This window comes from Streptomyces sp. NPDC034049 (assembly GCF_055575575.1).
Window position 1 is genome coordinate 517,493 of the sequence record NZ_JBVISJ010000005.1, and the last position, 21,647, is coordinate 539,139.

General features: G+C 71.2%; 22 protein-coding genes and 1 riboswitch. Of the genes, 10 read left to right on the forward strand and 12 right to left on the reverse strand.

Annotation, left to right across the window (positions count from 1 at the left end; translation table 11 throughout):
* Window positions 1–169 precede the first annotated feature (169 nt).
* Window positions 170–748 carry a hypothetical protein gene (locus tag ACZ52C_RS18465; RefSeq protein WP_192332411.1) on the forward strand — a complete coding sequence of 193 codons (579 nt, stop codon included), beginning with the start codon at window positions 170–172 and terminating at the stop codon, window positions 746–748.
* A 27-nt stretch (window positions 749–775) separates the two neighbouring features.
* Here ACZ52C_RS18465 and ACZ52C_RS18470 read toward each other — a convergent pair whose 3' ends face one another.
* A complete protein-coding gene (locus ACZ52C_RS18470; RefSeq protein WP_045556013.1) occupies window positions 776–994 on the reverse strand; it encodes a hypothetical protein in 219 nt (72 codons plus the stop codon).
* A complete protein-coding gene (locus ACZ52C_RS18475) occupies window positions 991–1,227 on the reverse strand; it encodes a hypothetical protein (protein ID WP_469075700.1) in 237 nt (78 codons plus the stop codon). The genes ACZ52C_RS18470 and ACZ52C_RS18475 overlap by 4 nt, the downstream gene beginning before the upstream one ends.
* Window positions 1,228–1,343: 116 nt before the next feature.
* Here ACZ52C_RS18475 and ACZ52C_RS18480 point away from each other — a divergent pair, with 116 nt between their 5' ends.
* The 4 genes from ACZ52C_RS18480 to ACZ52C_RS18495 all read left to right on the forward strand — a co-directional run bounded on the left by ACZ52C_RS18480 (window position 1,344) and on the right by ACZ52C_RS18495 (window position 4,228).
* Window positions 1,344–2,183, forward strand: coding sequence for a helix-turn-helix domain-containing protein (locus ACZ52C_RS18480; RefSeq protein ID WP_469075701.1), 840 nt, complete (start codon window positions 1,344–1,346; stop codon window positions 2,181–2,183).
* Complete coding sequence (locus ACZ52C_RS18485; protein WP_469075702.1) at window positions 2,167–2,439, forward strand: DUF397 domain-containing protein; 273 nt, start codon at window positions 2,167–2,169, stop codon at window positions 2,437–2,439. Before ACZ52C_RS18480 ends, ACZ52C_RS18485 begins: the two co-directional genes overlap by 17 nt.
* 48 nt (window positions 2,440–2,487) lie before the next feature.
* Window positions 2,488–3,033, forward strand: coding sequence for a DinB family protein (locus tag ACZ52C_RS18490; RefSeq protein WP_469075703.1), 546 nt, complete (start codon window positions 2,488–2,490; stop codon window positions 3,031–3,033).
* A gap of 310 nt (window positions 3,034–3,343) precedes the next feature.
* Window positions 3,344–4,228 (forward strand): hypothetical protein, encoded by an 885-nt coding sequence (locus ACZ52C_RS18495; RefSeq protein WP_469075704.1) that lies wholly within the window; start codon window positions 3,344–3,346, stop codon window positions 4,226–4,228.
* 17 nt (window positions 4,229–4,245) lie between these two features.
* Here ACZ52C_RS18495 and ACZ52C_RS18500 read toward each other — a convergent pair whose 3' ends face one another.
* The 7 genes from ACZ52C_RS18500 to thrC form a co-directional block, all read right to left on the reverse strand.
* The gene (locus tag ACZ52C_RS18500; protein WP_469075705.1) at window positions 4,246–5,808 is read right to left on the reverse strand and encodes a carboxylesterase/lipase family protein; all 1,563 of its coding nucleotides are present in this window, start codon (window positions 5,806–5,808) and stop codon (window positions 4,246–4,248) included.
* 144 nt (window positions 5,809–5,952) lie between these two features.
* On the reverse strand, window positions 5,953–6,591 hold the full coding sequence (locus tag ACZ52C_RS18505) for a superoxide dismutase family protein (protein WP_469075706.1): 639 nt from the start codon (window positions 6,589–6,591) through the stop codon (window positions 5,953–5,955).
* A gap of 227 nt (window positions 6,592–6,818) precedes the next feature.
* Entirely contained in the window at window positions 6,819–7,961 is a 1,143-nt protein-coding gene (locus tag ACZ52C_RS18510) for an NADH:flavin oxidoreductase (protein ID WP_469075707.1), read from the reverse strand.
* 223 nt (window positions 7,962–8,184) lie between these two features.
* Entirely contained in the window at window positions 8,185–9,807 is a 1,623-nt protein-coding gene (groL, locus tag ACZ52C_RS18515) for a chaperonin GroEL (protein ID WP_469075708.1), read from the reverse strand.
* Between the two features lie 363 nt (window positions 9,808–10,170).
* On the reverse strand, window positions 10,171–10,377 hold the full coding sequence (locus ACZ52C_RS18520) for a cold-shock protein (protein WP_005486335.1): 207 nt from the start codon (window positions 10,375–10,377) through the stop codon (window positions 10,171–10,173).
* Between the two features lie 462 nt (window positions 10,378–10,839).
* Window positions 10,840–11,115 carry a MoaD/ThiS family protein gene (locus ACZ52C_RS18525; RefSeq protein ID WP_469075709.1) on the reverse strand — a complete coding sequence of 92 codons (276 nt, stop codon included), beginning with the start codon at window positions 11,113–11,115 and terminating at the stop codon, window positions 10,840–10,842.
* 103 nt (window positions 11,116–11,218) lie between these two features.
* Window positions 11,219–12,511, reverse strand: a complete 1,293-nt coding sequence (gene thrC / locus ACZ52C_RS18530; RefSeq protein ID WP_469075710.1) for a threonine synthase — start codon at window positions 12,509–12,511, stop codon at window positions 11,219–11,221.
* Between the two features lie 17 nt (window positions 12,512–12,528).
* Window positions 12,529–12,684, reverse strand: a riboswitch (SAM riboswitch).
* A gap of 131 nt (window positions 12,685–12,815) precedes the next feature.
* Between thrC and ACZ52C_RS18535 the strand changes: the two genes are divergently transcribed.
* Together ACZ52C_RS18535 and ACZ52C_RS18540 are read left to right on the forward strand one after the other, a co-directional pair.
* Complete coding sequence (locus tag ACZ52C_RS18535) at window positions 12,816–13,760, forward strand: glucosyl-3-phosphoglycerate synthase (protein WP_469075711.1); 945 nt, start codon at window positions 12,816–12,818, stop codon at window positions 13,758–13,760.
* Window positions 13,761–14,047: 287 nt separating this feature from the next.
* Entirely contained in the window at window positions 14,048–15,460 is a 1,413-nt protein-coding gene (locus ACZ52C_RS18540; RefSeq protein WP_469075712.1) for an alpha,alpha-trehalose-phosphate synthase (UDP-forming), read from the forward strand.
* Between the two features lie 34 nt (window positions 15,461–15,494).
* On the opposite strand, the gene otsB is transcribed toward ACZ52C_RS18540, so the two are convergent.
* The 3 genes from otsB to ACZ52C_RS18555 all read right to left on the reverse strand — a co-directional run bounded on the left by otsB (window position 15,495) and on the right by ACZ52C_RS18555 (window position 18,063).
* A complete protein-coding gene (gene otsB, locus ACZ52C_RS18545) occupies window positions 15,495–16,355 on the reverse strand; it encodes a trehalose-phosphatase (RefSeq protein ID WP_469075778.1) in 861 nt (286 codons plus the stop codon).
* 17 nt (window positions 16,356–16,372) lie between these two features.
* Window positions 16,373–16,600 (reverse strand): DUF3263 domain-containing protein, encoded by a 228-nt coding sequence (locus tag ACZ52C_RS18550; protein ID WP_060886971.1) that lies wholly within the window; start codon window positions 16,598–16,600, stop codon window positions 16,373–16,375.
* Window positions 16,601–16,833: 233 nt separating this feature from the next.
* Window positions 16,834–18,063, reverse strand: coding sequence for an ABC transporter substrate-binding protein (locus tag ACZ52C_RS18555; protein ID WP_469075713.1), 1,230 nt, complete (start codon window positions 18,061–18,063; stop codon window positions 16,834–16,836).
* Between the two features lie 234 nt (window positions 18,064–18,297).
* On the opposite strand from ACZ52C_RS18555, the gene ACZ52C_RS18560 reads away from it, so the two are divergent.
* The 3 genes from ACZ52C_RS18560 to ACZ52C_RS18570 all read left to right on the forward strand — a co-directional run bounded on the left by ACZ52C_RS18560 (window position 18,298) and on the right by ACZ52C_RS18570 (window position 21,642).
* Complete coding sequence (locus ACZ52C_RS18560) at window positions 18,298–19,314, forward strand: ROK family protein (RefSeq protein ID WP_469075714.1); 1,017 nt, start codon at window positions 18,298–18,300, stop codon at window positions 19,312–19,314.
* Window positions 19,314–20,555: an N-acetylglucosamine-6-phosphate deacetylase gene (gene nagA / locus ACZ52C_RS18565; protein WP_469075715.1), complete on the forward strand. Its 1,242-nt coding sequence runs from the start codon at window positions 19,314–19,316 to the stop codon at window positions 20,553–20,555. Before ACZ52C_RS18560 ends, nagA begins: the two co-directional genes overlap by 1 nt.
* Window positions 20,556–20,715: 160 nt before the next feature.
* Complete coding sequence (locus ACZ52C_RS18570) at window positions 20,716–21,642, forward strand: 1-phosphofructokinase (RefSeq protein WP_086802375.1); 927 nt, start codon at window positions 20,716–20,718, stop codon at window positions 21,640–21,642.
* The last annotated feature ends 5 nt before the right edge of the window (window positions 21,643–21,647 follow it).

Here is a 21,647-nt window from a genome sequence, read left to right on the forward strand (position 1 = left end):
ATGTACATGTTTCCCATCCACCCGCTCATCGAGTGTACATAGACCTCAACGGCCGGGACGGCCGAGCCGCCAGGGGGATCGGAGGGTTGTCGGTGCCGCATGGCACCCTGCATAGGTCAGAAGTCAGCAGACCGTCCGCGCGCACACCACCCGGGGTGAGACCACCACCATGAACCACGCCCAGCTCACCGCCCTCGGCCGTGCCCTGCGGGTCCTCGGGGAGCACGGTGAGGCACTGACCGCCGACACCCCCGACGCCCGCCTCCACGAGGTCAAGGCCGACCTCAAGCGAGCCCTGGAGCTGCTGGACGAGACGGTCACGAGGGCCGCCCCCACCACCCGCTGCGCCGAGCACCCCAGCGGCCCGGTGGACGAGGAGGCCCCCGACCGCTGCCTGCTCTGCGAGACCCGCCGCCGCGCCGCCCGCCGCACCCAGCTGAACGACAGCTACGGCCAGCCCCGCCCCACCGGCCCCACCACCCCGACCCCCTCCCGCTACGGCGTACGGGACGACCGCCCCGAACCCCAGCAGCGCTGGCTCCCGGAAGCGTGGAACGGCCAGGTCTGGCAGCTCTGCGGCACCCCCCGCCGCGACCGCCGCGAGGCCGAGCTGTACCTCGCCGCCCAGCGCCGCGGCCCCCGCCCCGCCCTCGCCTACCGCCTGGTCCAGGAGTTCACCGACTACGACGTGACCCGCATCTGGGGCGAGCCGGTCCGGGTGGACATCGAACCACTGGGGAACATGTGAGCGGCCCCGGGCACCCGGGGGTCCCGCTCAGCACGGCAGCCGCCCCTCCGCGTTGACCCGTCGCACCCGGGCGCGCAGCACCTCCCCCGGCGTGGCCTCGCGCAGCGACCCCGGCGGGCAGTCCCACTCCCGCCCGCCCCCGACCGGCCGCAACTGCACGTAACCGCCCTCGCGCCCCATCACCTCACCGAGCCGCCCGTCCCGTACGTCCACGGCGTACGACCGCGAGCCCTGCGGAGCGGTCACGTCTCGGCCGCCTTGCGCAGCACGCCGGCGAGCTGGGCGGCGACCTGGAGGTTGCAGCGGCCCAACTCCACGAGCGGATACGGCAGTTCACTGGCACCGGTGATCGGATCGACGCGCAGGGACGGCAGGATGATCCCGACCCCGCGCAGGGCCTGGTCGAGCTGCTCCACGGCGTCCTCCGTCGAGAACGCGGAGTTGCGCCGCCGCCGCCCGTTCACCGCTCTGTTCTTCACGTCGCCCGCTCCTCCACGCTGGGTTGCCGATTCACCACACAGCGTGTCCGACACGGCCCTAACCTGGCCAGACACGCCGCCCCAACAAGGGGACTGCTGCACAGGGAGTGACACCCATGCCAGGACCGAAGGACCTCGACCCGTCGTCGTCGCCCCGGGCACTCCTGGGCGCGGAGCTGCGCCACGCGAGAGAGCGGGCAGAGCTGAGCCAGGAGGATCTGGGCCAACGGCTCTTCGTGAGCGGTTCGTTCGTGGGCCAACTGGAGGCGGCGGTACGGCGCATGCAGCCGGAGATCGCCCGCCTGATCGATGTCGCCCTGGACACGGGGGACTTCTTCCTACGGAACTGCCAGGCCACCGCGAAGTCCAAGTATCCGGAGCACTTCGCGGAAGCGGCGGACGCGGAAGCGGAGGCCACGGAAATCAGGGAGTACGCGCCGCTGCTGATCCCCGGGTTGCTCCAGACAGCGGAGTACGCACGCGCCGTGTTCCGCGCGTACCAGCCGACGGCACCGCAGAGAGTGATCGACGAACTGGTGACGGCCAGAATGGAGCGCGTCCGTATCCTCGACGATCCAGCAGACCCCTTGTTGTGGGTGGTCCTGGACGAGGCCTCGTTGCGCCGCGCCACGGGCGGGCCCAAGGTGATGGCCGAGGCCCTAAAGCACATCGCCGGGATGATCCACCAGAGCCGGGCGATCGTGCAGGTGCTGCCCTTCAACTCGGGCGCCCACGCGTCGATGGAGGGCTCCATCAAGTTGATGGACTTCACGGAGGCGCCTCCGCTCGTCTATTACGAGGGTGTCGGCACCGGCCGCCTGGAGGACGACCCCGCTACCGTCCGCCACCAGCGACGCACCTTCGAGTTCCTCACCGCCGCCGCGCTACCGCCGGAGAACTCCCTGGTCATGCTCGAAGCAATGGCCCAGGATTATGCGCATGAGGAGCACTCCTGAGTACGACCTGGGCTCGGCCACTTGGCACAAGTCCAGCTACAGCGGCGGCAGTGGCGGAAACTGCCTGGAGGTTGCCCGCTGGCACAAGTCGAGCTACAGCGGCGGCGACGGCGGCAACTGCCTCGAAGTCCACCTCGCCCACCCCTCCCCCTCCCCCCACATCCCCGTGCGCGACTCCAAGAACCCCCTCGGCCCGAAGCTCGTGTTCCGGGCGGAGAGTTGGTCCTTCTTCATCGAGAATCTGAAGCGCGACTGACCCGCCAAGAGGTCAGGATCTGACCTACATGGCTCCTACTGTGAAGCCATGAACACCACGACGAACACCCCCGCCCCCGCCCTGCCCACCGGCGAGCGCGCCGACCTCCTGGAAACCCTCGCCAAGCAGCGCCACTTCCTCCGCTTCACCACCCGCGACCTCACCGACGAGCAGGCCGGCCGACGCACCACGGCCAGCGAACTGTGCCTCGGCGGCCTGATCAAGCACGTCACCTCGGTGGAACGGAACTGGGCCGCGTTCATCGTGGACGGCCCCTCGACGATGCCCGACTTCACCGCCATGACCGAGGCCGACTGGGCCAAGCGCGCCGACGAGTTCCGCATGCTGCCCGGCGAGACGCTGACCGACGTGCTCGCGGAGTACGCCGAGGTGGCCGACCGGACGGACGAACTCGTGACCACGCTGCCCGACCTGAACGCGTCGCACCCGCTGCCGAAGGCCCCGTGGTTCGAGGGGGAGGCGAGCTGGTCGGCCCGCAGGGTGCTGCTGCACATCGCCGCCGAGACCGCGCAGCACGCCGGCCACGCGGACATCATCCGGGAGTCCCTGGACGGCGCGAAGAGCATGGGCTGACGCGCGGCGGGACCCGGCCCCGAAGCTCAAGCCATCAGCCCCGAGCACTCTTTTTTCGGAACGGGAATGGGCCTCAACCCACCCTCCCACCCGGCAAGTTGACGGCACGCGTTCGAGTTGCCACGCACCGTGACGGTGCTGATACGGTGCCCCCAGACGAAACAGCCCCCGCCAGGTGCTACCAACACCTGCGGGGGCTTGACCTACGAGATCGAAGAAACGCGAGAGTTCGATCCCCATGGCTGCTGCCAACTCTAGTGCCGCCACCCTGCCCGCGCACGCGGACCCGCACCCTCCGCGCCCCCATCCCATGGCCTCCCCGGGCTACGGCAAGCGAGCCACCCCCGGCCAACACCCGCGCACGGCCCACGACTTCGCCGCACTCCCACCCCGCGAGGCAGCGATCGCCGCGTACATCGACCGTCTCCCCGACGGCGCCGACATCAGCGTGAAAACGCTGGCCAAGGAGCTGCCGTACGGCCAATGTGCCCTGCGCACGGCCCTCAACAGGATCCAGGACGCGGGTCACTTGCGCCGGGGCCGCGAACACCTGACGACCAAGTCGGGGACGGCGCAGTGGATCACCCGAACGTGGTTCTCCCGTACCGCGCGCGACGACACCTGGTGGGCGAGGTTCACCCGGGGAGACGTACCGGACGACGAACCGGTCCGAGCCCGCCCCACCGGCTCCTCCACCCGGACCCGCGCCCACATCCTGCTCGCCGCCCTCGGCCGTACGGCCCCGGCCCTGTCCCTCTCCCAGGCCGACTGCGTGGCCCTGGCCCCGCTCCTGACGCCGTGGTTCGAGCGCGGCGCCACCGACGAGTCCGTACGCCGGGCCCTCACCAGCGGGCTCCCCACCCCCGTCCACAGCCCGGCCGCCCTCATCCGCACCCGCCTGCGCGACAAGCTCCCGCCTGAACCGGTGCCGGTGCCGGAACGCACCCCGGAGCCAGACCCCTCACGCCCTCCCCTCCGCATGCTGGAATGCGCCCACTGCCGCGCCCCGGGCCGCCCGGAAGCCCTGGCGGGCGGCGTCTGCGGCGCGTGCCGAGGCGAACGCGCTCCGGCCCGCCACCCCGACGCGCCCCTCTCCTCCTCCACGATCCACGCCCGCGCGGCGGAGATCCGCGCCGCGATGCACCGGCAACGGCACGAATCTCAGGACGCCCGGAGGCAGGAGACGACACCATGACCCCGGACACCGCACGCTCATCGCAGCAGTGGTAGCGCCGCGAACTCGTGCCCCTCCCACAGCCGGCGCGAGACCTCCTCCGGATACGGCCGCACCTCCGGCTGCACATCCAGCACCTGCGTCAGCCGACCACCGTCCCCGGCGTCTTCGCCCCGACCGGCACCCGGGACCTCGTACGCCGGCCAGCCCGGCTCCCCCGTCCGCGCGAACGCCGTCCATGACCTCTGGAAGCGGTCGGTCAGCGCCCTGGCCTCCGGCGGGACCCCGCTGCCCGCGAACAGCAGCTGGCCGAGGTCCGCCTCGTACGTGCCGAAGAGCAAGGGGATGTCCAGGCCGTGGCACGCGCCGAGCACGCCTCCGTAGCCGGGGGCCGGCCAGGTCAGTTCGTAAAGGTGCGCCCGGCCGCCACCGGCGATCTGCGCCTCGGCCAGCCGGAGGGTGGGCATGCTGAACAGCCAGTCCGTCTGCACCCGGGTGTAGAGCTCGCTCGGCGTGGCGTCCGGGTAGGCCGCGCGATAGGCGCGCGCGCCGTCCGGGCCGGGCGCGAACGTGCGCAGCGCCCAGTCCGCCCGGTCCTCGCCGATCGCGTCGAGCTGACCGGCGAGGACGAGGAAAAGCTGGTACTCGTCCCGGTTGTGGCCGACCATCAGCTCCACGTCCCGAGCCGCGCCCGCCGCCAGCGCCTCCCAGGGGGTGCACGGCAGTATCTCGCCGTCGACGACCGGCGAGAACGGCGTGACGGTGGGCGCCGCCTGGCCCCACCGGTCCTCGTACTTCGCCATCCGCGCCCCCAACGCCTCACCGGCCGAGGTGAGTTGACGCGGGTCGACGGTGGACAGGGCGGCGGCCGTCGGCGGCAGGCCCGCCTCCTCGGCTATCTCGGCCGCGATGTCCCGGGCGAGCTCGTCGGAGAAGAAGGTGCCGGGCACGCTCTGCGCGACGGCCCGCCGGAACAGACCCCGGGCACGCGGCATGGCCAGCAGCGAGGCGACGGACCCCGCGCCCGCCGACTCCCCGAAGACCGTTACCTGGCCGGGGTCGCCACCGAACGCCGTGATGTTGTCCCGCACCCACTCCAGCGCGGCGACCTGGTCCAGCAGACCCCGGTTCGCGGGCGCCCCGTCGAAACTCGTGAAGCCCTCGATCCCGACGCGGTAGTTGAAGGTGACGACGACCAGGTCGCCGGCGCGCGCGAGGTGCCGCGCGTCGTAACCGGGGCTGCCGGAATGGCCGAGCTTGTAGGCACCGCCGTAGATCCACACCATCACCGGGCGGCGGGCGGCCGGGTCCGCCTCGGGCGTCCAGACGTTGACGGTCAGCCAGTCGTCGCCCAGGTCGCCCGCGGGCCCGCCCGGCGCGCCCATGCCCTGGAAGCCCGACTCCTGCGGGGGCGGCGGACCGAAGGCGTACGCCTCCCTGGTCCCTTCCCAGGCCGATGCGGGCCGGGGCGCGCCGAAGCGGGCCTCCCCCACCGGGGGTTCGGCGAACGGGATACCCCGGAAGACGGTGAGCCCGCCCTCCTCCCGCCCGCGCACGGCTCCGGCCACGGTGCGTACGACAAGTCCATCAGCTGACGTCATGCGTCGACTCCTCACGGGTGCGGCAGCGATTGCCCCGGCTCACTCGAACCACAAGCTTGCCCAAATCAACCAACTGACGTCCGCACCCGTGAGTTCCCCGGCCCGGGGAGAGGTCCGCACCCGTGGGTCGCGGACCCGGGACTCCTACTTGAAGGGCACGTTCACGCAGGCCAGCCGAGCCCCGGCCGTCCCCGCGTGGCCCTCGTGGGTGGAGGTGGCCGCCGTGTGCAGGACCACCGAACGGGCTCCGCCGTCCCGGAAGCGCCAGTCGACGGCAGCGATCGAACGCGCCGAACCGTCCTCGTTGGTCCGCACGTCCAGCCACACCTCGTTCTCGGGGTTGGCGTACGCGGGGTCGACGGACGGCTGCTTCGGGTCCAGCTCGTCCTGGTAGTGCGGCCCGGCGTCGGCGGGCAGCTCGCCGCACGGCTTGGTGTGGACGTGCGCGCCGTAGACACGGTTCGCGGCGAGGTCCCGCAGCCGCAGCTCGATCCGCGTGCCGCCGTCGCGCCGCAGCTCCTCCTTGACCTGCACCCGGCCCGCGACCGGCACCAGCGCGGTGTCGTAGGTGACGGCGGGCGCCACGTCGGCGGTGGCGGCCGGGGCGAACACCGTCTTCACGACGACCTTCGCCACCGGCGCCTTCTTCTCGACCGTCTGCTTCTCGACCGTCTCGCTGGCGCCCGCGTTCGCGGCGACGCCGAGGCCGCCGGCGATCGCCGCGACGGCGGCACCGGCCGCGATGAACCGCTTGTGCTTGAGGGTGAGCTTGTGTCGTGCCATGGGATCTCGTCCGATTCGTGGGGGAAGGGGACCATCATGGGATGATCAGCACGTCGGCGCCCCAACTACCGTTGTCATCAACGGAGTTGGGGCGCCGACGGCGCTGTGCCACGACACTACAACGACACTTATGACGGAATTGGCTCGCTACCGCCGGGTACTGGGGAGACTTGGCGAAAGATCCCCGTCCCGGCGGCGGCTCCCGCGACGGCTCACCCGGCGGCGACTCAGCTGAGCGAGGCCAGCGCCGACGGCTCGAACGCCTTCAGCTCGTCGAAGCGGCCGTCGAGCACCTTCGCCGCCCACTCGGGGTCCTGGAGCAGCGCACGGCCCACGGCGACGAGGTCGAACTCCTCGGCCTCCAGCCCGTCCAGCAGATCGTCGATCGCCTTCGTCGACGCGTTCTCGCCGGCGAACGCGGCGAGGAACTCCCCGTCCAGGCCGACCGAGCCGACCGTGATGGTGGGCTTGCCGGTGAGCTTCTTCGTCCAGCCCGCGAGGTTCAGCTCGGACCCCTCGAACTCCGCCTGCCAGTAGCGGCGCGTGGACGCGTGGAAGGCGTCGACACCGGCCGCGACCAGCGGGCTCAGCACCGCCTCCAGCTCCTGGGGCGTCTCCGCGAGGCGCGCGTCGTACGCCTCCTGCTTCCACTGCGAGTAGCGGAAGATGACGGGGAAGCCGGCGGAGACGGAGTCCCGTACGGCCGCCACGATCTCCGCCGCGAACTTCACGCGGGCGACCGGGTCACCGCCGTAGGCGTCCGTACGGCGGTTGGTGCCCTCCCAGAGGAACTGGTCGATCAGGTAGCCGTGGGCGCCGTGGATCTCGACGCCGTCCATGCCGATGCGCTCGGCCTCGGCGGCGGACTTGGCGAAGGCCGCGATGACCTCGTCGATGTCGGCCTGCGTCATGGCCCGGCCGCCCTCGGCCGGGGTGCCGTCGAGCCGCAGCCCGGACGGGCCGAACACGGGCGCCTCCGGGAAGAGCTTGCCCTGCTGCCGGACGGCCCCGATGTGCCACAGCTGCGGCACGATCGTGCCGCCCCCGGCGTGCACGGCCTCGGCGACCTTCGCCCACCCGGCGAGCTGCTCCTCACCGGCGAACCGGGGCACCCGGTCGAGATCCCCCGCCGTCTCGTGCCCGACGTACGTCCCCTCGGTCACGATCAGCCCGACACCCGCGGCCGCCCGCCGCCCGTAGTACGAGGCCACGTCCGCCCCGGGCACCCCACCAGGCGAGAACGTCCGCGTCATCGGCGCCATCGCGATCCGGTTCGGCACGGTCAGCCCATTGATCTGCACGGGCCGAGCCAACACCTCGGCGGCCCGGGACGCGGGAACGGGAACGGAGGCGGTGGGGGCGGTGGTCACGTGGAGACTCCTCAAGGGTCAAGGGATGCGGGCGCCGACGGAGTGAGCGGGATGCATTCCATGCGCACGCATATAGCTTCTCCTCGCACAACCTCCCCAGCCGTCCCGGCATTCCACCGACGCGACGATGCCGGTGTGACCCCGGACACGCCCGAGGGCGGCACCCCCCGCGTCCAGGGGGTGCCGCCCTCGGTACTGAAGGACGGTGATCGACCGGGGTCGATCAGAAGTCCATGTCACCGCCCGGCATGCCGCCGCCGGCCGGCGCGGCGGCCTTCTCCGGCTTGTCGGCGATGACGGCCTCGGTGGTGAGGAAGAGCGCGGCGATGGAGGCGGCGTTCTGCAGGGCAGAGCGGGTCACCTTCGCCGGGTCGATGATGCCTTCGGCGATCATGTCGACGTACTCACCGGTCGCGGCGTTCAGACCGTGGCCGACGGGCAGGTTGCGCACCTTCTCGACGATGACGCCACCCTCGAGGCCGCCGTTGACGGCGATCTGCTTGAGCGGGGCCTCCAGGGCGAGCTTCACGGCGTTGGCGCCGGTCGCCTCGTCACCCTCCAGGTCCAGCTTCTCGAAGACCGTGGAAGCCTGGAGCAGGGCCACGCCACCACCGGCGACGATGCCCTCCTCGACGGCCGCCTTCGCGTTGCGAACGGCGTCCTCGATGCGGTGCTTGCGCTCCTTGAGCTCCACCTCGGTCGCGGCACCGGCCTTGATGACGGCCACGCCGCCCGCGAGCTTCGCCAGGCGCTCCTGGAGCTTCTCGCGGTCGTAGTCCGAGTCGCTGTTCTCGATCTCGGCGCGGATCTGGTTGACCCGGCCCTGGACCTGGTCGGTGTCACCGGCACCGTCGACGATGGTGGTCTCGTCCTTGGTGATGACGACCTTGCGGGCGCGGCCCAGGAGGTCCAGGGTCGCGTTCTCCAGCTTGAGGCCGACCTCCTCGGAGATGACCTCGCCGCCCGTGAGGATGGCGATGTCGCCGAGCATGGCCTTGCGGCGGTCACCGAAGCCCGGGGCCTTGACGGCGACGGACTTGAAGGTGCCACGGATCTTGTTGACGACCAGGGTCGACAGGGCCTCGCCCTCGACGTCCTCGGCGATGATCAGCAGCGGCTTGCCGCCCTGCATGACCTTCTCCAGGAGCGGGAGCAGGTCCTTGACGTTGGTGACCTTGGAGTTGGCGATGAGGATGTAGGGGTCCTCCAGGACCGCCTCCATGCGCTCCATGTCGGTCGCGAAGTACGCCGAGATGTAGCCCTTGTCGAAGCGCATGCCCTCGGTGAGCTCGAGCTCCAGACCGAAGGTCTGCGACTCCTCGACGGTGATGACGCCTTCCTTGCCGACCTTGTCCATGGCCTCGGCGATGAGCTCGCCGATCTGGGTGTCGGCGGCGGAGATGGAGGCCGTGGAGGCGATCTGCTCCTTGGTCTCGACCTCCTTGGCCTGGTCGAGCAGCGCACCGGAGACGGCCTCGACGGCCTTCTCGATGCCGCGCTTGAGGGCCATCGGGTTGGCGCCGGCGGCTACGTTGCGCAGGCCTTCCTTGACCAGGGCCTGGGCGAGAACGGTCGCGGTGGTCGTACCGTCACCGGCGACGTCGTCCGTCTTCTTGGCGACTTCCTTGACCAGCTCGGCGCCGATCTTCTCGTACGGGTCCTCGAGCTCGATCTCCTTGGCGATGGAGACACCATCGTTGGTGATCGTGGGGGCGCCCCACTTCTTCTCGAGGACGACGTTCCGGCCCTTGGGGCCGAGCGTCACCTTGACGGCGTCCGCGAGCTGGTTCATGCCGCGCTCGAGGCCGCGCCGCGCCTCCTCGTCGAACGCGATGATCTTGGCCATGTGAAGTGGTCCCTCCAGGACTGGGGGTGATTCCTTCGGACCGCGCCCGCGCCCGCGACGGACGGCTCGCCTGCCTCGTGGTTCCTTGCCCCACCTGGCCTGCGGGCCTCACCGACCCGGTCCTTCGTTGTCACTCTCACCTTCAGAGTGCTAACGCCAATGATTAGCACTCGGCATGGTCGAGTGCAAGCGGCTCTCGATGATCCGCAGGTGAACGCGCCCCCGCGCGCCCCGTCGGCGGCGCCCCGGACCGGGCGCGTCCGGGTGCAGCCGGGCACACAAGAGGGCTCGCACCCCGGTGCGGGGTGCGAGCCCTCCTATGAAGAACGAAGAACGTCGCTGCGTTGAACCCGGCGCGTTACTTCAGCCGGCCGCCAGTCGGACCATGTCCGCCTGGGGCCCCTTCTGACCCTGCGAGATCTCGAACTCGACCCGCTGGCCCTCTTCCAGGGTGCGGTAACCGTCCATCTGGATCGCGCTGTAGTGGACGAAAACATCCGCACCACCGTCGACCGCGATGAAGCCGTACCCCTTCTCCGCGTTGAACCACTTGACGGTGCCCTGAGCCATGCCTAACTCCCCTATTACTGGCCCTTGCACAGATCCACACTTCGCGGATCCGGGTCAGACCTCACCCCCCAACGGTTGGGGGTGTGCGCCGGAACGCGTCGACCGCGGCCGAATGTATCTGTCCAACTGCCCTCTGCAACAGGTCAATCGGACGAGAATTCTGGACACGACCGGTCGGGAATGTACGAACAATTCACCCGAATTCAGGGCAAGTCGGGCCCCACAAAAGGAACGAAATACACAAATGGCCTGCACACTTTGGCTACTTCATATAGGGCGTGCGGCGCGATCACATATGCGCCCGGCAAGGATTCACTACGTCGATCGGGCCGGGTTCCCCAACTCTACAGTGCTCAACCATAGAGAATTGCCCCCTCCGCTTCTCTCACGGTGGGGGCAATTCGATGAACTCTCGGTAATCGAAGTTACCGACGGTTACTACCGATGGGTACGGAGCGTCGGTCAGCCACCGGCGACGGCGGGAATGATCGACACACCCGCACCGTCCGGAGTCGCCGTCTCCAGGCCCTGCTCGAACCGGACATCGTCGTCATTCACGTACACATTCACGAACCGCCGCAGCTTGCCCTGATCGTCGAGAACCCGGGCGGCGATCCCGTTGTGGTTCTTCTCCAGGTCGGCGATCACCTCGGCGAGGGTGGCCCCTTCGGCGGCGACCTCGGCCTGCCCACCGGTGTAGGTGCGAAGGATGGTCGGAATGCGGACGTTGACGGACATGATGGGAAACCTCCGGGGAGTGCAGAGAACCTAAGGGGCGCGGGGAACTGCGCGACCAGCCCCCGCTCACCCGCAGCCGAACGACTTGCTGACGGGGTCCTGCCTACGCGAGACCAGCCTCACGGAACGAATCAAGGCTGGGCCGGATGGTCGCGGTCAGGCCGGTCCCGGCCACCGCGTCCAGCGTCTTCAGGCCGTCACCGGTGTTGAGTACGACCGTGGTCAGCGTCGGGTCGAGAACGCCGTCCTCGATCAGCTTCTTCGTCACGCCCACGGTCACCCCACCGGCGGTCTCCGCGAAGATCCCCTCGGTCCGCGCCAGCAGCTTGATCGCGTCGACGATCTGCTCGTCCGTCACGTCCTCCACGGCACCGCCGGTCCGCCGCGCGATGTCCAGCACGTACGGCCCGTCCGCCGGGTTGCCGATCGCGAGCGACTTGGCGATGGTGTTCGGCTTCTGCGGGCGCACCACGTCGTGCCCGGCCTTGAAGGCCACCGACACCGGCGAGCACCCCTCGGCCTGCGCACCGAAGATCTTGTACGGCTTGTCCTCGACGAGCCCGAGCTTGATCAGCTCCTGGAGTCCCTTGTCGATCTTCGTGAGCTGCGACCCGGAGGCGATCGGCACGACCAGCTGGTCGGGGAGCCGCCAGCCGAGCTGCTCGCAGATCTCGTACGCGAGCGTCTTCGAGCCCTCGGCGTAGTACGGCCGGAGGTTGACGTTCACGAAGCCCCAGCCCTCGCCGGCCGGGTCGCCGATCAGCTCGGAGCAGAAGCGGTTCACGTCGTCGTAGTTGCCCTCGATGCCGACGAGCTCGCCGCCGTAGACCGCGGCCATGACGACCTTGCCCTGCTCCAGGTCGTGCGGGATGAACACACAGGACCGGAAGCCGGCGCGGGCGGCGGCGGCGCCGACGGCACCGGCCAGGTTGCCCGTGGAGGAGCAGGAGAGGGTGGTGAAGCCGAAGGCGCGGGCCGCCTCCAGGGCCTGGGCGACGACGCGGTCCTTGAAGGAGTGCGTCGGGTTGCCGGAGTCGTCCTTGACGAAGAGCTTGCCGGCGTCGACACCAAGCGCGGCGGCCAGGTTGTCGGCCTTCACCAGCTGGGTCCAGCCCGGGTTGATGTTGGGCTTGGTGGCCACGTCCGCCGGGACGGGCAGCAGGGGCGCGTACCGCCAGATGTTCGCGGGACCGGACTCGATCCGCTTGCGCAGCTCGTCCGTGTCGTAGGCGGAGTAGTCGTACGCGATCTCCAGGGGCCCGAAACACTCCTCGCAGGCGAAGACCGGCCCGAGGGGTACGCGGTGACCGCACTCCCGACAGCTCAGGGCCGAGGCGGGCCCGAGGTCTACTGTGGAGGTGGAGTCGGTGGTGCTTGCAACAGTCTGCGCAGCCATGGAGGCGAGGCCCTTTCTCCTCATCTTCCTCACGACGCACTTCGCCGTGAGACGGATTTGGCACCTTCCCTAGCCGGGAGCCTCGCGGGCGATCGACAGTGATCACTACGAGACCGGCTGGAGGGTTGCCGGGGCTTCATCGGGCCGTATCCCTCTGCCCCTCTGGATGAGCGGTATTTGGTTGTATACGCCGACGAGCAGCGACATGCGATGGTCACCAGCGTTGTCCAAGACTGTAACCGAAGGCCAGGACAGTTGAGAGAGCCGTCCGAACCGCGAGATGAACGCAGAGGAGCCGCGCACTGTGCTGAAGGAAGTCGAGCGCTGGCTGAACACCCGCTCCTGGTCCATGGCCGACCGACCGCTCCACCGGATCATGGCCGCGAAACGGGCCTCGGGACAGACGGTCAGCGTCGTCCTGCCCGCGCTGAACGAAGAGGAGACGGTCGGCGACATCGTCGCGATCATCCGCCACGACCTGATGCGGCAGGTGCCGCTCGTGGACGAGATCGTGGTCGTCGACTCCGGCTCCACCGACCGGACGTCCCAGGTCGCGGCGGCGGCCGGGGCGACGGTCGTGCACCGCGACGCCATCCTGCCCCGCATCCCGGCCGTGCCCGGCAAGGGTGAGGTGCTGTGGCGGTCGCTGATGGTGACGTCCGGCGACATCGTCTGCTTCATCGACGCGGACCTCAAGGAGTTCTCGTCGGACTTCGTCTCCGGGATCGTCGGCCCGCTGCTCACCGACCCCGGTGTCGACCTCGTCAAGGCGATGTACGACCGCCCCCTGGGCTCCGCCGCCGGGCAGGGGGGCCGTGTGACGGAACTCATGGCCCGGCCGCTGCTCAACATGCACTGGCCGCAGCTGGCCGGCTTCGTCCAGCCGCTCGGCGGCGAGTACGCGGCCCGGCGCTCGCTCCTGGAGCGGCTGCCGTTCCCCGTGGGGTACGGCGTCGAGCTGGGCATGCTGGTCGACGCGCTGCACCTGGTCGGCCTCGACGCGCTCGCCCAGGTCGACGTGGGGGTCCGCAAACACCGCCACCAGGACGGGGCGGCGCTGGGGCGCATGTCCGCGGCGATCTACCGCACGGCTCAGCTGCGGCTGGCGCGGGGGCATCTGATCCGCCCGGTGCTGACGCAGTTCGAACGGGGGCGGGAGGGTTTTGAGCCGCGCACGTACTCGGTGGACCTGGAGGAACGGCCCCCGATGGCGCAGATAGGGGAGTACGTGGAGCGAAAGGCCGCGTGAGGGAGTGGGGGCGCCTGTTGTGTGGCGACCGCGGGCCCGGTGGGGCTTCTCGCGCAGTTCCCCGCGCCCCTGAAGAACCAGGCCCCTGCGGGCCTGGAAGACCACGGCCGTGCGGGCCTGAAAAGCACGGGGCGCAGCCCCTGCTTTTCAGGGGCGCGGGGAACTGCGCGACCAGCCCCCGCTCACCCGCACCCGCCACACAACAGGCACCCCACCCCCATGCGGCGCTCCTGTATACGGCCGCACCCCACGTTTGACCGGCGGAGCCCTTGGCTAGGTTGTGCCGTATGGCATCGACGCACAGCGCGCGGATCCTCGTCGCCTCCAACCGCGGCCCCATCTCGTACACCGAGGACGAATCCGGCGCCCTCACAGCGAAGCGCGGCGGCGGCGGCCTCGTCTCGGGGCTCTCCGCGATCGACTCGGAGGCGGGCGCCGTCTGGGTGTGCTCCGCCCTCGGCGACGGCGACCGCGAGGCCGTGCGCCGCGGTGTCGGCGAGCCCGGCGTCCGCATGCTCGACATCCCCGCCGACGTGCACCACGACGCGTACAACGGCGTGGCCAACTCCACGCTGTGGTTCGTGAACCACATGCTCTACCAGACCCCGCTGGAGCCGTCCTTCGACGCGGAGTTCCGGCGCCAGTGGGCGTCGTACGAGACGTACAACCGTGCCTTCGCCGAGGCGCTCGCGCAGGAGGCGGCGGACGGCGCGGCCGTGCTCGTCCAGGACTACCACCTGACCCTGGTCCCCCGGATGCTCCGCGAACTCCGCCCCGACCTGCGGATCGGCCACTTCTCCCACACCCCGTGGGCGCCCGTCGACTACTTCCGGCTGCTGCCCGACGACATCGCCGCGCAGGTGCTCGACGGCATCCTCGGCGCCGACCGGGCCGCGTTCCTCACCCGGCGGTGGGCCGACGCGTTCGCCGAGTGCGCCCGCGCCGTCCTCGGCCCCGACGCCACGTCCGGCACCCGCATCGGCGTGCACGGCCTGGGCGCCGACGCGGACTTCCTGCGGGCCCGCGCCCACCAGGCGGACGTCGACGACCGCATGGTCGCGCTGCGGGAGCAGATCGGTACGGCCCCCGACGGGACCCCGCGCCGGGCGATCGTCCGCGTCGACCGCACGGAACTCTCCAAGAACATCGTGCGCGGCCTGCACGCCTTCCGGGCACTCCTCGACGACCGGCCGGCCTGGCGCGAGCGCGTCGTGCACATCGCCCTCGCCTACCCGTCGCGGCAGGACCTGGCGGTGTACCGGGACTACATGACCGAGGTCCAGCGGGTCGCGGACGACATCAACGAGCGGTACGGGACGCCGGACTGGACCCCGGTCGTCCTCCACCTCAAGGACGACTTCGCCCGCTCGCTGGCGGCGTACCGGCTCGCCGACGTGGCCCTGGTGAACCCCATCCGCGACGGCATGAACCTCGTCGCCAAGGAGGTGCCGGTCGTCTCCGACGAGGGGTGCGCGCTCGTGCTGTCGCGGGAGGCCGGGGCGTACGAGGAGCTGCGGGACGACTCGTTCGTGGTGAACCCGTACGACGTGGTGGGTACGGCGGCCGCCCTGCACGAGGCGTTGTCCCTGCCGGCGGCGGAGCGGGCGGAGCGGACGAAGCGGCTCGCGGGGGCAGCCACGGCGTTGCCGCCCACGCGGTGGTTCCTGGACCAGTTGGAGGCGTTGGAGGGCGCCCGGTAGCCCTCGCCCCTGAAAGAGCTGGGGCGCCCCCCGCCTATACGTGCTCGGCGATTGTCGCCAGCAGGTGGACGACCCCTGCCGGGCCGTCGACCACCAGGTCCGCCCTCTCCGACAGTTCCGTGACCTCCGCGCTGCCGCTGCACACCAGCAGGCCCGGGGTGCCCTCGGTGCGGAGTTTCTCGATGGCGGCGAAGGCGGGGAGGTCGCCGAGGTCGTCGCCGGCGTAGAGGACGGACTCGGCGGCGGTCCGCGTGAGGTGATCGCGCAGGGCGACGCCCTTGTCCATGCCCGGGGGGCGGAGTTCGAGGACGAGGCGGCCGGGTTCGACGATGAGGCCATGGCGGTGGGCGAGGTCGGCCAGCGGGGCGCGCAGGGCCTCGAAGGCAGCCTGGGGGTCGGTGGCGCGACGGGTGTGGACGGCGACCGCGCGGCCCTTCTCCTCGATCCAGGTGCCCTGCCGGGCGCCGACGCCGTCCAGCACACCGGGCAGCTCCGCGCGGACCGCGGCGACACCGGGGTGCGGGGCGGGGGCGCTGACGGTGCCGGTGGCGGCGTCCCAGCGTTCGGCGCCGTAGTGGCCGAGGACCACGAGGTGCTCCAGGCCGGGGACGCCGGCGAAGCCGCCGTGGCGGACGGCGACGCTCGCGGGGCGGCCGGTCACCACGGCGACGGAGGCGACCTTGGGGGCGAGTGCGGCGAGGGCGGCGACCGCGTCGGGGTGGGCGCGGGCCTGTTCGGGGTCGGGGACGATGGGGGCGAGGGTGCCGTCGAAGTCGAGGGCGATCACCGTACGGCCGGGTCGTTCGAGGATCGCCTCCAGCGCGGCCCGCCCGGCGGGGGTGACGGGTGTCGGCAAGGTGGCCTGGGGGTTCTCTGCGTCCTTGTGGCTGCCCATGGCGTCGACCCTATCCGTCATCTCTCCTCCCGGCGGGCCTCTCTGACCCTTCGCAGCCGGTTGACGGTGACCGGGTCGTGGGCGAGGGCGCGTGGGTCGTCGAGCAGGGCGTTGAGCAGCTGGTAGTAGCGCACGGGCGCGATCCCGAGCCGCTCCCGTATGGCCCGCTCCTTGGCCCCCGGCCCCTCCCACCCCTGCCGCTCCACAGCGAGGATGGCCTGTTCACGAGGCTCTAGCGCGTCCATGCGACGACGGTAACGGAAGGGTGTGACAGGGCGCCCAGCAGCTCGGGGGTACGGGAGCGAGGGCGACTGCGGGTGGTTCGTGGTTGCTCGCGCAGTTCCCCGCGCCCCTGAAAGGCCGGGGCTGCGCCCCAGGCTTTTCAGGCCCGCAGGGGCCTGGTCTTCCAGGGGGCGGGGAACTGCGCGAGAAGCCCCACCGGGCCGCACCCGCCAACGCACCCCGCACCCTCGAGCTACTACGCGCCCGCCCCCTCCCGATCCGCCACCGTCGCCGTCCGCTGCAACTCCTCCAGCACAACCCCCGGCTCCACCCCCACCCGCACCGCCCGCCCGATCCGCTTCTTGACCGCCGCGCTGACATCCGCCCACGACGTCTTGCCCACCGGCGGCAACACCGCGTCGGGCAGCGCCGCGAGGAACGGGCCGAGGTCCGCGTCGTCCGGGTCCGCCGCCATCTCCTCGGACGCGGACGCGGTCACCGGCAGCAGGTCGTACTCCCGCGAGAAGTCGAGCACGTTCTCGTCGCTGTACACGAAGTCGAGGAAGTCACCGATCTCCTCCCCGTGGCCGTTCTGCTTGAAGGCCATCATCCAGTCGGCGACCCCCATCGTCGCGTGCTTGCGCCCGTCGTACCCCGGCATGACCGCCGTCCCGTAGTCGACCCCCTCGTCCGCGGCCATCCGCATCAGGCTGGGATGCCCGTTGAGCATGCCCACCTCCCCCCGCGCGAACGCCGCGAACGCGTCGGCCCGGTCGAGCTCCGCCGGCGCGGTCGGCCCGGTGAGCCCCTTGTCGACCAGCTCGTCCTTGAGCCAGGTGAAGGTCCGGACGTTCTCCTCGGAGTCGAGCCGGTAGGTGCCGACGTCGTCGACGTATCCCGCCCCGCCGCTGAGCAGCCACTGCATGGTCTCGGCCTGGGCCTCCTCGGGCCCGAGCGGCAGCGCGTACGGGGTCTCGACCCCGGCGTCGTCGAGGGCCGCGGCGTCGGCCGCCAGCTCGCTCCAGCTGCGCGGGGCGCCGTCGAGGCCCGCCTCGGCGAAGAGCTTCTTGTTGTAGAAGAGGACGCGGGTGGACGCGGCGAACGGCATCCCGTAGGCCACCCGCCGCACCTTGCCCGCGTCGGCGAGCTGGGGCAGGAAACCGGCCTGGACGGGGATGGAGAGCAGGTCGTCCACCTCGTAGAGCCGGTCGGCGGCGGCATAGTCCGCATAGGTGCCCGCCTGCGCCAGGTCGGGCGCGTCGCCGGCGGCGACCATCTCCCTGACCTTGCGGTCGACGTCGTTCCAGGAGTGGACGGTGACATCGACCGTGACGCCCGGCGTCTTCTTCTCGTACGCCTTCACGACCGCGTCCCAGTACTTGCGGGAGCTGTTGGCCTTGGAGTCGCCGTAGTCGGCGGCGACCAGCTTCAGGGTGACGCCGGGGCCGTCGGCCGCCGAGGCACCACAGCCCGCAAGCGTCGCCATCAGTCCCAGCGCGGCCAGTGCCGCGGTTCCGCTGTTCCTGACGCCGGTCTTCGTCCGCCTCTGCCGCTGTCGCACTCGTACTGCCCCAAACACATCGCACTTGCCCCGCGTGGACCAGCCTGAGTCACCGGCTCGGCACCCAAGGCCGTTGATCACTCGACTTCTCGAACTCTCCATAAGGTCTACACCACTCTCCTCTAGAGGTCTAGACCATGCGAGTGGACTAGACCTCTCATGGGTCAAAGGGCCACACTGTCCTCCGTGAGACATGTCATCGCCCTCGATGTGGGCGGCACCGGGATGAAGGCCGCACTGGTCGGGGCCGGCACCACGCCCTCCGGGGACACACCCCCCGGCGCCCCGGTCCTGCTGCACCAGGCGCGCCTGGCGACCGGCCGCGAGCGCGGGCCGGAGGCCGTCGTCGCGTCGATCCTCGACTTCGCCGCCGAGCTGCGCGCCTACGGCGAACGGCACTTCGGCGAACCCGCGGTCGCCGTCGGCGTCGCCGTGCCCGGCATCGTCGACGCCGAGCGGGGCACCGCCGTCTACGCCGCCAACCTCGGCTGGCGCGACGTCCCGCTGCGCGCGCTCCTCGCCGAACGCCTCGGCGGCGTCCCGGTCGCCCTCGGCCACGACGTGCGCACCGGAGGGCTCGCGGAGGGACGCGTCGGCGCGGGCCGGGGCGCGGACCGCTATCTCTTCGTGGCGCTCGGCACCGGGATCGCCGGCGCGATCGGCGTCGACGGCCGGGTGGAGGCGGGCGCCCACGGCTTCGCGGGCGAGATCGGCCACATCGTCGTACGCCCCGGGGGCATCCCGTGCCCCTGCGGCCAGCACGGCTGTCTGGAGCGGTACGCCTCGGCGGCGGCCGTCAGCCAGGCCTGGGCCGAGGCCTGCGGGGACCCCGAGGCCGACGCGGCGGACTGCGCCAAGGCCGTCGAGTCGGGCGACCCGCGCGCGAGCGCCGTCTGGCAGCACGCCGTCGACGCCCTCGCCGACGGCCTGGTCACCGCGCTCACCCTGCTCGACCCCCGCACCCTCATCATCGGCGGCGGCCTCGCGGAGGCCGGCGACACCCTGTTCGCCCCGCTGCGCGCCGCCGTGGAACACCGCGTGACCTTCCAGAAGGTCCCCACGATCGTCCCGGCGGCCCTGGGCGACACAGCAGGCAGCCTGGGCGCCGGCCTGATGGCCTGGGACCTCATCACCAAAGCCAAGCCCCCCACGGACCCTTCGGAGGTATCCGCCTGATGGCCCCCGCACTATCCGACTCCGGGTCCGACAGCGCCCTGAAAGGGGCGCGGGGAACTGCGCGACCAGCCCCCACCCACCCGCAGCCGCCGAACCCGGCGCACCCCTACGTCCTGGATGGCGCCACCGTCGTCCTCCCCACCGGCGCCGTGCAGAACGCCCGTCTCACCATCGACGGCACCAAGATCGCCGCCCACTCCCCCGAGAACGCCCACACCATCGACGTCCGCGGCCACTGGGTGGTCCCCGGCTTCGTCGACCTGCACAACCACGGCGGCGGCGGAGCCTCCTTCACCTCCGGCACCGTCGACGACGTACTGACCGGCATCCGCACCCACCGCCTCCACGGCACCACCACCCTCGTCGCCTCCACGGTCACCGGCGACATGGACGGCCTCGCCCATCGCGCCGGCCTCCTCTCCGAACTCGCCGAACAGGGCGACATCGCCGGCATCCACTTCGAGGGCCCCTTCATCTCCCCCTGCCGCAAGGGCGCACACTCGGAGGAACTGCTCCGCGACCCCGACCCGGCGGAGGTCCGCAAGCTGATCGACGCGGCGCGCGGCCGGGCCGCGATGGTCACCCTCGCCACCGAACTCCCCGGCGGCCTCGACTCCGTACGCCTCCTCGCCGAACACGGCGTCATCGCGGCGATCGGCCACACGGACGCGACGTACGAGCAGACGGTTCAGGCCATCGACGCGGGCGCGACCGTCGCCACCCACCTCTTCAACGCGATGCCACCCCTCGGCCACCGCGAGCCCGGCCCGATCGCCGTGCTCCTGGAGGACGAGCGGATCACCGTCGAGCTGATCAACGACGGCACCCATCTCCACCCCGCCTCCCTCCAGCTGGCGTTCCGTCACGCGGGCGCCGACCGGGTCGCGTTCATCACCGACGCGATGGACGCCGCCGGCTTCGGCGACGGCCGCTACGCGCTCGGCCCGCTGGCGGTCGAGGTCGTGGACGGTGTGGCCCGCCTGGTGGAGGGCGGCTCGATCGCGGGCTCGACCCTCACCCAGGACCGCGCCCTCAAACGGTCCGTCACCGTCGACCGCATCCCCGTCGAGGACGCCGTCGCCGCCCTGTCCGCCAACCCGGCGAAACTCCTCGGCCTCTACGACCGCGTCGGCTCCCTGGAGCCCGGCAAGGACGCCGACCTCGTCCTCCTCGACGCGGACTTCGACGTCAAGGGCGTACTGCGCAAGGGCGAGTGGGTGGTCGATCCCCAACTGGGCTGATCAGCCCGGTTGTTGACGGAGTGCGAAGAGTGCGGCGGTTGTCCCGGGGGGCTGGGCCGACCGCCGCTCTTTTGGCATGATCGAGCCTCCGCAATCGCGTCCGGACGAGCGCACTCTGTTACTCGGCAGGCAGCTCACGAGCACGAGGGGGTAGGCCCAGGTGATCCTCACGGTCACACTGAACACCGCTCTCGACATCACCTACCGCGTACGGGACCTCAGGCCCCACGCCACGCACCGGGTGACCGATGTGACCGAGCGGCCCGGCGGCAAGGGCCTGAACGTGGCCCGGGTGCTGGCGGCGCTCGGCCACGAGGTGACGGTCACCGGTTTCGTCGGCGGCGCGACCGGCCGGGCCGTGCAGGACCGGCTCACGCACACCCCGGGTGTGGTGGACGCGCTGCTGCCGGTGGAAGGTGCGACGCGCCGGACGATCGCCGTGGCCGACGCGAGCGGTGACACGACTCAGCTCAACGAACCGGGCCCGCTCATCACCCCCGCCGAGTGGTCCGCCTTCCAGGAGGCGTACGTCGATCTGCTGCGCTCCGCCTCGGTGGTGGCCCTGTGCGGCAGTCTGCCGCCGGGGGTTCCGGTGGGGGCGTACGCCGGTCTGGTCCGTACGGCCCGCACGCTGTCCGTGCCGGTCCTGCTGGACACCGGCGGCGAGCCGCTGCGTCGCGGAGTGGCGGCCCGCCCCGACCTGGTGAAGCCGAACGCCGACGAACTGGCCGAACTCACCGGCTCCCACGAGCCGTCCCGCGCGACCCGGGACGCCCGCCGCCGGGGCGCACAGGCGGTCGTCGCCTCCCTCGGCCCGGACGGTCTCCTCGCCCACACCCCCGAGGGCCAGTGGCGCGCCACCCCGCCACGCCGGCTGCGGGGCAACCCGACCGGGGCGGGCGACTCGGCGGTGGCGGGCCTGCTGTCGGGTCTGGTCGACCGCCTCCCCTGGCCCGACCGCCTGGCCCGCGCGGTCGCCCTGTCGGCGGCGACCGTACGGGCCCCGGTGGCGGGCGAGTTCGACCGTCAGACGTACGAGGAACTGGTGGGACAGGTGACGGTGACGGGGGAGGTCACGGCGGCGTGAGGCAT